This window comes from Acidobacteriota bacterium (genome assembly GCA_016715115.1).
In the GTDB taxonomy this organism is placed as follows: domain Bacteria; phylum Acidobacteriota; class Blastocatellia; order Pyrinomonadales; family Pyrinomonadaceae; genus JAFDVJ01.
This window is the reverse complement of the sequence record JADKBM010000016.1, coordinates 978,667-990,933: the sequence shown is the minus strand read 5'-3', so window position 1 is coordinate 990,933 and position 12,267 is coordinate 978,667. Positions and strand designations below refer to the sequence as shown.

Here is a 12,267-nt window from a genome sequence, read left to right as displayed (position 1 = left end):
AAACACTTTCTCAAACGACTGATATCGGGACGCCGCGCGTCGTTTGGTCAGATGATTCGCAATCGCCCGATACAGGGACTCAGATCATTTTGCCCGACGTTTCCGGTAGGTGACGGCGCGGGATGCATCCTGTCACCAGCTACGCGCGCTCCAATCGTTTTGAAAAAGTCCTTTTGGCGCCAGGTTCAGGCAATATCGGCAGACCACCCGACCAACGACTTTCAAATTCGATCCGCGCGATCTGAGGGTAACCATTGCCTGTCAATCGAGCCGTCTGAGCCATAGCGGCAAGGGCAGCCACGGTTGACTTGATCTATAAGTCTGTCGGTTCAGCCGGTCGATCTCGGCCTCGGCGGCGTCGAGAAGTTGGTCGGGCGGCAGATCTTCTTCTCGTTCGTAACAGGCGTGCGCGATGCACGCGGCGGGCTTGACGTCGTGGACGAGGCAGCCGATTCCTTTTTCGAACAACGGGCAGGCGTAGGTCGCGGCGAACGTGTCGAGCGCTTCGTCGAGTTTGTATTTCGCGATCGCTTCTGTGATGCGCTCATCGACGGCCGCACGCAGTTCCGGATCAAGAGTTTCGAGCCTTTTCCGCATCGCGACCGCTTCGAGCCTTGAAATATGCACGTTGACGAAATGCGCGTCTAGGCAGCAGGCGCCTTTGGTTTCGCAGGTCACGCAGCTTTTCGCCCGGAATTCGAACTCGTCGACGATCCGGGCGCGAAATGCTGCCTTAACATCGGCGAGTTTTCTCAACCCAAGTTTTTCCGAAAACCGTATCATTTGCTACAATTTAGGAACTTCCCACAGAATGGCCCCAAACAAAACCGGCGATCGCCGGAGAGTCGGGTTATCGAATTTTACAGGATTTTGGAGGAATATGCTGAAAGTTGGAGAAATTGCGCCGGATTTTACGGCGAAGGACGAAAACGGCTCCGACGTTTCTCTTTCGGGTCTCCGCGGCAAGCGTGTCGCGCTCTTTTTCTACCCGAAAGACGATACGCCTGGCTGAACGAAAGAAGCATGTTCGTTTCGTGATGCAAACGACAAACTTTCGGAAAACAACATTACCGCGATAGGAGTTTCGCTCGACAACGAGAAAAAGCACCTGAAATTCATCGCCAAATATGGCCTGACCTCAACTCTGATCGCCGATGCCGAACATCAGGTCAGCGAACTCTACGGAGTTTACGGCGAGAAGAAGTTTATGGGCAAGACCTATATGGGTATTACGCGCAAGACCTTTCTGATCGACGAAGACGGTAAGATCGTCCATATCTTCGATAAGGTCAACGTCGAAAACCACGCCACCGAGGTCCTCGCGGCGTTTGGCGAAAACGCATAGTGCAAAGTGCAGAGTGCATAGTGAATAGTGGACTATGCACTGTGCGCTATGCACTCTGCACTATAGATAAAAATGCCGCCTAAAAGAATGCGCTGGGCCGAGTTGCTTGATGTACTGACGGACTCGGACAGGAAAAGAGAAGTGGTTGTCGAACGCGCGACGGAAACCGAGCGCCTTGCGCTTTTCTTGTTGCGTCGCGAAGGTTGGGCCGCACAGATCGCACCGCGCGAAGTTCGCCATTATTCGTTTGAGGTGTCGAAACCGGGGGCGCGGTCGGCGATCGAACTCCGCAACCAGCGGGCCAAAGTTCATCTCGGACAGATCGAACGCTTCCTCGATTTCCTTTCAAGTCCAAATCCCAAAAACCTCTCGACCGGACTTTTCATTTCAACGAGCGGGTTTACGCCGTCTGTTTACGCGTATATGCGCGAGGAGAAGATCTCGAATCTGCAACTCGCGATAATGCGCGACAATCAATTGATTTTCGATTGCGAACGCATCGACTCGGCCGAGGAGCGCGACCGCCCGATCTACATCGGGGTTTTTACCTGCAAAGGCGGAGTCGGGAAAACGACGATCTCGGCGCATCTCGCCGGCGCGTTCGCAATGAATGGTTACGATGTCGCGCTGATCGATCTCGATCACCAGCAGAATTTGCGCAAGATCCTCGGCGACGGAGTCTATCTGCCGGCGACGCGCGGGAATTTCGGGTCGGTGGTTTCGGTTTTGACCAAAGACGAATGGAGCGAGGGCGATTATCGGGAAACGAAGATCGTTGTTTGCGACTGCAATCCTGAGTTCGAGTCGAATCCGAGAGAATATATTCAGAAATTCGATTACTGCATCGTTCCGACGACGCTCAATCCGCTCGGGATCAACAAGAACGCGGATGTCATCAAACGAACCCTGGCATCGATCCGCCGGGAGAATCAAAAGGCCGAGTTGTTCGTGCTCATCAATTCGCTTCAAACCGATGAGCCGAATCGCAACAGACTCCTGAACGAGGCCCTCAAGACACAGTTCAAAGTGATGCGGGAAACCGATTCACGGCTTCACTACATCGACCCCGCGGAATGCGCGATCAGATTCTCGAAGCAATTGCTTTACTGGGGATATCATCTTTTCGACGGCAGCAAGCCGCAACTCGCGTTCCGAACCGTCGGGCGTTATTCATACCCACGGATGGACTTTCTCAAGTTGGTCGACCAACTCGAAATGCACACCGAAGTCGAGAAAGCAAAGCGCGCCGGAGCATGAATTTTGGATTCCAAGATTCCAGGATTCCAGGATTCCAAGATTCCAGGATTCCAAGATTCCAGGATTCCAGGATTCCAGGATTCCAGGATTCCAGGATTCCAGGATTCCAGGATTCCAGGATTCCAAGATTTCCAGATTCCAAGATTCCAGATTCCAGAATTCCAAGGGTTCCAGACTGGGAATCCCGAATCGCGTTGCAATCGCGTCGAGTCGGTACCATCTGCGGTAGCGGATGGTTGGTTGCGGCACTCCCGGACCGAAGTATTGATACCAACCGATCTTCAACCATCCGCTACCGCAGATGGTACCGACTCGTCCCGACCCCGAATACAAAGAACCCCTGGGTTTTTCAAAGCTCCCGATTTCAGGATTCCAAGATTTCAGGATTTCAGATTCCAAGATTCCAGATTCCAAGTATCCAGGATTTCAAGATTTCAGGATTCCAGGATTCCAAGATTCCAGGGATTCCAAGGATTCCAGATTTCGAAGATTTAATCGGAATCCCTGTAATCATGGAATCAATGGAATCAATGGAATCAATGGAATCAATGGAATCAATGGAATCATGGAATCATGGAATCATGGAATCAATGGAATCCTGGAATCAATGGAATCAATGGAATCATGGAATCCCTGGAATCAATGGAATCCTGGAATCATGGAATCAATGGAATCCTGGAATCCCCCAATCGCAAATCGCAAATCGCAAATCGCAAATCCCAGATCGCAATCGCTAAGGATTGTTGAATCCCGGAACGGGCGAATCGGTCGAGTTACCGAAATTCTGGATCAGGAGTCCCGAAGTCGAGCGGCTCACGTACCACGTTCCGCCGGTCGGCCGGAAAACGCCTGCATCCCATTTGCCGTCGCCGTCGTAATCGCCAGGTGCCGGCGTGTCGCCGTTGGCCCCGAACGGGAAGGAATAAAACGTCGAGTTCTCGCTCCGAAGAATGAACCATTCACCATTCGACGGACGCCAGATCGCGATGTCCGCCTTGCCGTCGCCGGTGTAATCGCCTGAAACCGGTTTGTCGGTCGGATTTCCGAACGTCACTGCGATGACGCCGGCCGTCGAGCGATTCAGCCACCATTGGCCGACAGACGGTCGGTAGATCGCGATGTCGTCCTTTCCGTCGCCGTCGAAGTCTCCCGGAACCGGTTTATCATCCGCGGCTCCGAATCCCGTAATCGTTGTTCCGCCGGTCGATCTCTGGATGTACCAAGTCGAATTGCCAGGCCGGAAAACTGCCGCGTCCGCTTTGCCGTCGCCGTCATAATCGCCGGCGACCGGCGTGTCGCCACTGGTTCCGAACGGGAACGAGTAGAAGGTGAAGTTCTCGCTCCGCAGAACGTACCATTCGCCGTTTGACGGACGCCAGATCGCGACATCCGCCGAGCCGTCTCCGGTAAAGTCGGCCGGCGTGATCTTGTCGGCCGCATTTCCGAACGTATGAACGATGAGCCCGGAAGCACTGCGGTTGAGCCACCATTGTCCGAGATCCGAACGAAAAATTGAGATATCGGTCTTGCCGTCGCCGTCGAAATCCGCCGGCGATTTTCTCGCCAATGCGGGATTGACCTCATACGCGCCGCGGCCGTAGGTCGATGCCTGGATCAGCCCGCTCGCGTTTTGATCGAGTTCGGTGACGATCACGGGAGGCATTCCGTTGTTGAACGTCTCCCAGGTAGTTCCGTCGGTCGTTGAGCGAAAAACCCCGACGTCCGTTCCGACGTAGAGGGTCGCCGGATTATTGACGTCGATGAGCAGCGTGTTGGTCGGAATATTCGGCAAGTTGCCGCTGATGTCGGTCCAGTTGGTTCCGCCGTTCGTCGTCTTGAAAACGTGCCCGGAGTCGAACCCGGAAACGGTCAGATAAGCGGTATTCGGGTCGGTGCGGCTGACGACGATGCTCTTGATGAAGCGTGCCGGAAGTCCGGTCGTGACCTGCGTCCAGTTCACGCCGCCGTTGGTGCTTGCCATCACCCGGCCCTGCGACGATCCGGTGTAGATCGTGTTCGTGTTCGAGCGCGCAACACCGATCGCCGAAAGCACGTCCCCGCCGCCCAAAGTCAGGTCGGTGGCTCCGGCCGGCGCCGTCCAGTTTGTGCCGCGATTCGTGCTGATATAGAGACGATAAGTGCCGAAATATAGCGTCGAATCGATGTTGTTTCCCGTAAACGGCGGGTAGAAGGCGACGCGGTCGGCGTTGAAAATCGTCGAATTGCCGATCTCGCCGTTGTACGTGTCCGTGTTGTTTGACCAGCGATCGATGTCGTTGCGGACATATGTCGAGTAAACGAATGTCGGATCGACCGGATCGACGACGATCTGACCGCCGTCGCCGCTGATGAACTCGCGCCACTGCGAACCGCCGCGGCGGCGCTGATTGCCGTTATCCTGCGTGCCGCCGTAGGTGCGTGTGTTGTCCGTCGGATGCAGGTCGATGCCCGTGAACTGCGTCAGATTGAGCGATGCGTTGAGCGACTGGAACGATGCCGCGCCATCGGTCGATCGGTAAAATCCGCCGTCGTTGGCGATGTAGATCAAATTCGGATTGCTCGTCGACTGAAAGAAATGATGTTGATCGGGATGCGCTTTCGAATTGAACGGATTGTAGGCGCCGGCGATCGAGAAATTGTTCGTGATGTTCGTGAATGCAACTCCGAGGTTCGTGCTGCGCCAAAGGTCGCGCGTGCCGACGTAGATCGTGTTCGGATCGGTCGGGTGAACAAAAAGATAGAAGTTGTAACTGAGCTGGCCGACATCGAAATTCGAACCGCGATTCGTCCAATTCGCGCCTTCGTCGGGACTCGTTTCGAGCTGCGCCGCGGTCGACGGGCTGGTCTGTCCGGTGACAACGTAGAGGCTCTGCGGCGCCGCCGGAGTGACCGCGATCTTCATATTCGAAGTCGTTGCGTACGGCGAAGTGTAAACACGCGTCCAGGTGGCGCAGCCGTCGGTCGATTTGAACACGCCGCCGTTAGTCGGTGTCGCCAGATCGACACGCGCCATCGCCAGATAATAGGTATTGGGCTGAGTCGGATGTTGAACAAGGTCACGCGGCAGTCCGGCGATCGTCCGCGTCCAGTTTATGCCGCCGTCATTCGAAAGAAAAAAGCCGCTCGCGAAGGACGAATTGCCGCTCAATACGGCGTATTGAGCAACATAGACGCGGTTCGAGTTCGCCGGATCGACGAGGATCTTCGAGACGCGTCCAGGTGACGGCAGAGTATTGTTGTTGACACGCGTCCAGCTCTGTCCGCCATCCGTTGATTTCAATACTCCGCTTCCGTAATAGCCGCTGGCTTTGTCGCCCATTCCGGCGTAGACGATCGAATTGTCGCTTGGAGCGAAGGCGATCGAGCCGACGGCCAGGTCGACTTGATTGTCGGTTGTCGCGGCAAACGTTGTCCCGCCGTCGGTCGAGCGCCAAACTCCCCCGGTCGACGCACCGAGCAGGATCAGGTTCGAATTCGAAGGCGAGACGGCGATCGCGTTGATCCGACCGCTCGTCAGTCCCCAGTTCGCGATATCCGATTGGGTCGACAACGGGCCGACCGACTGCCATTGAGACGCGGCCAAAAGGTTGGACTGCGCATCCTCAGGTCTCGATTCCCACGCATCACGGCGGGCATTGTCGGGAATCTTGCCGGTCGGGAACGTTCGCTCGAGCATAAACGCTTCGAAGCGTTTTTCGGCATTCTCCTCAAATTCGCGCGCGGTTTGCGGTGTGCGGGTCGGCGCCTTGTTCGCCGTCGGAACCAGAACATAGATTGCGATGGCGGTTGTTAGAAAAATTCCGATAGCGGCGATCGTTTTAATGCCGGCAAGGCGACGCAGGAAGTCTGTCATTCATTTCTCCGATTATGATGTCTGCTCCGCAATGATACCGTTTTGAATTGCGACTCGACAAGCCACTTTGTTTAAGGGGTCATAACGGTTTTTGAAATCGCCGGTGAAAATCCGTATCCAACCCGAAGTTGTTACATTGCGTCAAAATGCTGTAGACTTAGCTTCCCTCAAAGTGGGGGCGACAGGTTTCGACAGGGACCGGTACAGATCTTTGGATGCACGTCGGGCATGCTTGTAGGCTCGTTAAAACAATAAGCAAAACACAAATGCTAATCAAGAATTAGCTCTCGCTGCCTAATTAAACCTAGCAACAGCGATGTCTCGCCGGAAGTCTGCTTGATGCGACCGAACGAGGCATAACTCAGTTCAAGCTAGCGCGCGTTCTCCACCTGCGGACGCGAGCGAAACGTAAGCCGGGTTAGCTTGCCGAAAGGTTTTGTCAGTTTGCTGACTTGCGGCGGGCGAAACTCAAGCAAATTGACTAAACGTGTAGAGTTCACTGGTCGCCGTCTTTGGAAGCGGGTTCGATTCCCGCCGCCTCCACCACTTTCATTTTGGATTTTAGATTTTGGATTGGAAGAGTCATTCGACCTCTGTCCTTGCATCTTCGCTCGAAACGCAGAATGCAAAACCGCGCAGATCATAATAGCGCGTTCAGCTTTTCGGTCGAAATTTGAAGGACGGCCAATCTTATGAGGCGAACGCCTTTCGTAGAACCCCGGCCCATATCGAGCCGCTCATATTGAATTCGTTGATCGGCTTCTTTTGATGGGCGCCGCTCCATAATCCGCCGCCTTTCGACACGGCCTGCGGTTCCATTGCCCGCACCTCCGCGTAATCCTCGTCTCCCGACACTTCGTAGATCACGTTGACGTGCCTCTTATTTGAGAATGAGGTCGTATACGCGATGAAGACCGGTCCGTAGCCGACAAGCCACTGCGCATCGCCTACCTGAAAATTGGTTGCGTCCGGGTATTCAATGAGCGTCATCGCATTTTCACGGATAATATGTTTCATTCCCGAATCGGTCATCCCGCCGAGCGGCTCGCGCAGATGTTTGTAATGATCCCAGAGCTTTGCCTGCGAAGCATTGATGGACATCGCCGCCTTGTACCACCACTTAAGGCTTGCCGCCCAGCATGCCATATCGTTGATCTGCCCCACCGCCTGAACCTGTCGATATTTTGAACCCATTCCAAGTTCGCCTCCCGTTATTTGATCGTCGCTTTAATGTCGATTGACGCTTGGAAATCTTGTTTTTGCCGACAAGAGGGTTTTTTCTTTCTCGATCTCGAGTCGAAGAGGGCAGATTGCGTTGAACGATGCCGAACAAGCGGTCAAATTGACCGAAGAGATCTTTGCATTACTTCGAGGGTTGGGCAAAATCGAACGAAACAGTAGCATTTCAGCGTGGCACGGTCATTGCTCTTCATTCGACCGCGCCCCCGCGCGAAATTTCTTTTACGAGAGGTGACCCCATTGAAACCAGTAGCCAGAAGAAATGATCTAGTCGTGAAACGCGATACCGGCGAGCTTTTTATCGAAGACGTAATCAATCAAAAGTACATCTATCTGAATCCGACATCAGCGTACGTATGGGACAAGTGCGACGGCCAACGCGATGCGAATCAGATCGCCACGGAAATGGGCAGTGAACTCGGAGTTTCGGTGAGCGAAAAGGTCGTCCAGATGGTGATGCGGCGGCTTGAAGGAGAGCGTCTTGTCGTTTGCGTGTGATTTTCGAAGAGCGCCCGGTCAACGGGCGCAAACGCGGGAGTTTCCAGACGGTCGAATCGCCCTGAAACTCCTTTTTTTGACAATTCAGCGGGCAAAACTTATTCTTGCAATTCGACTTAATGAACTCGCCGCAAGAAAACAACGAAAAGAAGAAAAGCCTGCCGATCGGAATCTTTGACAGCGGCGTCGGCGGCCTGACCGTTTACCGCGCGCTTCATAACCGGCTCCCCAACGAACACTTCATTTATCTCGGCGATACGGCACGCGTTCCGTACGGAACGAAGTCGCTCGCGACGGTCGAGCGTTACGCGATCGAGAATTCGGTTTTCCTGGCATCGCGCGGGATAAAAATGCTGGTCGTCGCCTGCAATACGGCATCGGCATTGGCATTGCCGAAGATCCGTTCGACGATCGGGCTCGACGTTGCGGGCGTGATCGGGCCCGGCGCGCGAAAGGCCGTGGCTTTGTCAGGCACAAATCCGAGAATTGCGGTTATCGCGACCGAAGCGACGGTCCAGAGCGGAGCTTACGCCGAGTCGATTCATCTTGCGGCGGCGGGCGCGAAGGTGATCCAGTCACCGTGTCCGATGTTCGTTCCGCTCGCCGAAGAAAATTGGACGCACGAACCTGAAACCTACTCGATCGCCCGGCGCTACCTCAAGGACGTTATCGATTTTGATCCGGAAGCGCTTGTCCTTGGCTGCACGCATTATCCGATTCTGAGCGATGTCATACAGGCAACCGTTGGGACGAATGTGAAGTTGATCGACTCCGGCGAGGCCTGCGCCGAAGAGGTCGAAAATCTGTTGATCGAAAAGAATCTCGCGAATCCGCGACGGGTCGAAGGGACGCGCCGGCTTTGCGACGATCTGGATCATTTTTATGTGACCGACGCCGCCGATCGATTCGGCCGTGTTGCCGAACGATTCCTCGGCGCCAAGCCGTCGAAACTGGAAGCGATCGAAGTCAAGGAAGTTTAGAATTGGCGTTGAGTTCCGAGTTTGGAGTTCTGCGTTTGGAGTTCCGCCTTCAGGCGGCATTGCTCCGGAGTTCGCCGCCTAAAGGCGGAACTCCAACCCACGCGGAACTCCAAACAAGGCGGAACTCCGAAGGCAAGAATATATTATGAGTTACGAAAGAACAGACGGACGCGCTCTTGAACAATTGCGCGAGACGAAAATAACCCCGAACGTTTCGCCTTACGCGGAAGGCTCGGCGCTGATCGAGATCGGCAACACGAAGGTCATTTGCACGGCGTCCGTCGAGGAACGCGTTCCGCCGTTTCTGCGGAACAAAGGAATCGGTTGGGTGACGGCCGAATACGCGATGCTGCCGCGTTCGACGCATACGCGGACGAACCGCGAAACGCTCCGCCCGTCCGGCCGCACTCAGGAGATCCAACGATTGATCGGACGCAGCTTGCGGGCGGTAGTCGACACTTCCTTGCTCGGTGAGAGGCAAATAATGCTTGATTGCGACGTTCTGCAAGCCGACGGCGGAACGCGCTGCGCGGCGATCACGGGCGCGTGCGTCGCGCTCGCCCTCGCGGTCAAGAAACTGCTTATTGACGGCAAGATCCGCAAAAATCCGATCATTTCCGAGGTCGCCGCGGTGAGTGTCGGAATCGTCCACGGGACACCGGTGCTTGATCTCTGCTACGAAGAGGATTCGACCGCCGAGGTCGATATGAACGTGATCTGCACCGGTTCCGGCAAGTTCATCGAACTTCAGGGCACCGCCGAACGCGAACCATTCAACCGCGACCAAATGAACGCGATGCTCGACCTCGCCGAAAAGGGAATCGGGCAACTGTTCACGCTCCAGCGATACGCGCTGAAGTAGTTTGGAGTCCCGCCTTCAGGTGGCCTTTGTTAAATCTCCAGGGTTTACATAGACTGGATCCAAGACCAATTTATCATCTCAAGCAATCGGCCGTTGCGGTGTGTCGGTGCAAAAACGGCGACCGTCGGCGAACTGCGGGATTTTGGCTGGACGTCCGGTCAACGGCCGTTTTCCGGACCGAAATCGCAGTCCGTCGACAGGATTTTTCACATCTGTGCTAAGGCCGATTCCCGCTAAGTGAGACGCGCAAAGTTCTGTGATATTCTGACTTTGGAGTTTCAAGAACGATGTTCGATGCCGGACAACGAATCGGGAACTACACGCTTTTGCGAAAGCTTGGGCGCGGCGGTTTCGGTGAGGTCTGGCTCGCGCAAAAGGAAACCCAATTCGTCACGAAAAAGGTCGCGGTCAAATTCCCGCTTCAGGAAACTGTCGATCTGACGGCGATCAAACGCGAGGCGGAAGTTTGGGAACTCGCGAGCGGTCATCCCAATGTTCTTCCGATAATTGACGCCGATATCGTCGACGGTCAGGTTTTGATCGTCAGTGAATATGCTGACGGTGGTTCGCTTTCCGACAAGATCGCTTCCGAGGGACGGTTGCCGGTGCGGCGCTCGCTTGAAATCACGATCGATGTCCTCAAGGGACTAGAGTTTCTTCACGGCCGGCAGATCGTGCATCGTGACATAAAGCCCGCGAACATCCTTTTGCAGGGCGAAACGCCCCGGTTGACCGATTTCGGCATCTCGCGGGTGATGAACCTCAATTCGCAAAGCTCAACCGTTTTCGGCACCGATGCGTATATGGCTCCGGAGGCCTTCGACGGCGTCCGGAACGAGCGAACCGACATTTGGGCGGTAGGAATCGTCTTCTACATCTTGCTGTCGGGCCGTTTGCCGTTTCCGCAGGATCATCCGACGGAACGGCTTTTCGCGATCCTCACAAAGCCGTTCGAACCGTTGCCGGCTGACGTTCCATACGGCCCCAGGGCGATTATGGCCAAAGCACTGGCCAAAGATCCGGCGCTTCGTTATTCGAGCGCTGCGGAGATGCGCCGGGATCTGGAAGATGCGATGCGGAGCATCAGCGAACCGGACCGGACCTTGGCATTTAACCCCGGCGTCCGCATCTCCGCCCCTCAGTCGATGGAGGGTGCGACGATCCCAACACCTCACGGAGTGACTCCGGTTCTGCCGGATCCCGAAGTTCAAACGGTCGTGAGCTTTCGTACGAATCCGGTGAATGAACAGCGGACCGAGGTCAGAACGGTGATCTCGCGTACGGATCAGCCGGCTTACGTTCCGGCGCCAACGCAAGTTTCGCCCTCGTCTGACGCAGTTCCGCTGAACATTCAAGCGTTGCCGGATAGCGTTTCAAAAGTCGGTCGTTCGGAATCAAAAGCCGCGTTCATGATCGGAGCCTCCATTTTCGTAATGTTTATCGTGATCTTGGCCGGACTGTTCGCTATGACCGATTCGAACAAACCGAAGTTTGAAGATCTTACCGGGCCCGTCGATATGGCGGTCGATGCCGAAGTAACTTCCGTCGCCGCAGGCGTAAAGATCAACAGGATCTACATCGAATCGGCGGCGGACCGTCGGCTTGCGACGCTTGATTTCGATCAGTACGGGTTTGTGTCCGTAGCCGGAAAGTCCTGCGGTGCGGTCTGGAAGAAAACAGACGCATCGGGCTGCATCAGGTCTGCAAAACGGGTCTCTGGTGAAGTTAATGTCATTGCGACGAAGAAGGTGCGCAAAGATCACGCGATCGCATTTTTCGAAGTTCTGCGTGACGCAGGAATCTCGAAGATCAATCTGATCGCAGAAGAGCGGTGAACGGGCCTCGGCCCGCACGGTCGATTTCCGAATTCCTATCTTTTCAGGACCGAGCCGCGAAGTTTTCCGGTCGTATTTCCGTTTTCCCAAACAGGAGTTCCGCCTGCCCAAGCGGTATCGATACCCGCTGCGGTCTTCTGCGGGTCGGCAAACTTCGCGTTGTCGATGACCCGGTCGCGATCGATAAGCACAACGTCGGCGCGAAATCCTTTTTTGATCAGACCGCGATCCTTCAAGCCCAAGCGTCGGGCCGGCATCGAGCTCATCTTCCGGATCGCTTCTTCGAACGAAAACCATGGTTTTCGCGAACGAACCGGCCGAGTACGCGCGGGAACGTTCCGGTTCCGCGCGGATGGCGTCAACCGACGCGACGATCGGCGATTTATCAAGGAAACGGA

11 protein-coding genes and 1 other RNA gene are annotated in these 12,267 nt (G+C 55.1%); 8 read left to right on the top strand and 4 right to left on the bottom strand.

The window, feature by feature from the left end:
* Positions 1–261: 261 nt before the first annotated feature.
* Entirely contained in the window at positions 262–783 is a 522-nt protein-coding gene (locus IPN69_22260) for a hypothetical protein (GenBank protein MBK8813430.1), read from the bottom strand.
* A 97-nt stretch (positions 784–880) separates the two neighbouring features.
* Here IPN69_22260 and bcp point away from each other — a divergent pair, with 97 nt between their 5' ends.
* From bcp to IPN69_22245, 3 genes are all read left to right on the top strand, one after another.
* Complete coding sequence (gene bcp / locus IPN69_22255) at positions 881–1,345, top strand: thioredoxin-dependent thiol peroxidase (GenBank protein ID MBK8813429.1); 465 nt, start codon at positions 881–883, stop codon at positions 1,343–1,345.
* An 87-nt stretch (positions 1,346–1,432) separates the two neighbouring features.
* Entirely contained in the window at positions 1,433–2,602 is a 1,170-nt protein-coding gene (locus IPN69_22250; protein ID MBK8813428.1) for an AAA family ATPase, read from the top strand.
* A complete protein-coding gene (locus IPN69_22245) occupies positions 2,599–3,339 on the top strand; it encodes a hypothetical protein (GenBank protein MBK8813427.1) in 741 nt (246 codons plus the stop codon). The genes IPN69_22250 and IPN69_22245 overlap by 4 nt, the downstream gene beginning before the upstream one ends.
* Here the strand turns inward: IPN69_22245 and IPN69_22240 are convergent.
* Positions 3,336–6,455 carry a VCBS repeat-containing protein gene (locus tag IPN69_22240; protein ID MBK8813426.1) on the bottom strand — a complete coding sequence of 1,040 codons (3,120 nt, stop codon included), beginning with the start codon at positions 6,453–6,455 and terminating at the stop codon, positions 3,336–3,338. The genes IPN69_22245 and IPN69_22240 overlap by 4 nt on opposite strands.
* Before the next feature lie 174 nt (positions 6,456–6,629).
* On the opposite strand from IPN69_22240, the gene ssrA reads away from it, so the two are divergent.
* Positions 6,630–7,001: a transfer-messenger RNA gene (ssrA, locus tag IPN69_22235) on the top strand.
* Between the two features lie 144 nt (positions 7,002–7,145).
* Here the strand turns inward: ssrA and IPN69_22230 are convergent.
* Positions 7,146–7,649 carry a hypothetical protein gene (locus IPN69_22230; GenBank protein MBK8813425.1) on the bottom strand — a complete coding sequence of 168 codons (504 nt, stop codon included), beginning with the start codon at positions 7,647–7,649 and terminating at the stop codon, positions 7,146–7,148.
* 285 nt (positions 7,650–7,934) lie between these two features.
* Between IPN69_22230 and IPN69_22225 the strand changes: the two genes are divergently transcribed.
* The 4 genes from IPN69_22225 to IPN69_22210 all read left to right on the top strand — a co-directional run bounded on the left by IPN69_22225 (position 7,935) and on the right by IPN69_22210 (position 11,869).
* Positions 7,935–8,192, top strand: coding sequence for a PqqD family protein (locus IPN69_22225; protein MBK8813424.1), 258 nt, complete (start codon positions 7,935–7,937; stop codon positions 8,190–8,192).
* 119 nt (positions 8,193–8,311) lie between these two features.
* Positions 8,312–9,172 (top strand): glutamate racemase, encoded by an 861-nt coding sequence (locus IPN69_22220; protein MBK8813423.1) that lies wholly within the window; start codon positions 8,312–8,314, stop codon positions 9,170–9,172.
* Between the two features lie 145 nt (positions 9,173–9,317).
* The gene (gene rph, locus IPN69_22215) at positions 9,318–10,034 is read left to right on the top strand and encodes a ribonuclease PH (GenBank protein ID MBK8813422.1); all 717 of its coding nucleotides are present in this window, start codon (positions 9,318–9,320) and stop codon (positions 10,032–10,034) included.
* 287 nt (positions 10,035–10,321) lie between these two features.
* The gene (locus IPN69_22210) at positions 10,322–11,869 is read left to right on the top strand and encodes a serine/threonine protein kinase (GenBank protein ID MBK8813421.1); all 1,548 of its coding nucleotides are present in this window, start codon (positions 10,322–10,324) and stop codon (positions 11,867–11,869) included.
* A gap of 35 nt (positions 11,870–11,904) precedes the next feature.
* Here IPN69_22210 and IPN69_22205 read toward each other — a convergent pair whose 3' ends face one another.
* A complete protein-coding gene (locus IPN69_22205) occupies positions 11,905–12,231 on the bottom strand; it encodes an amidohydrolase family protein (protein ID MBK8813420.1) in 327 nt (108 codons plus the stop codon).
* Positions 12,232–12,267 lie beyond the last annotated feature (36 nt).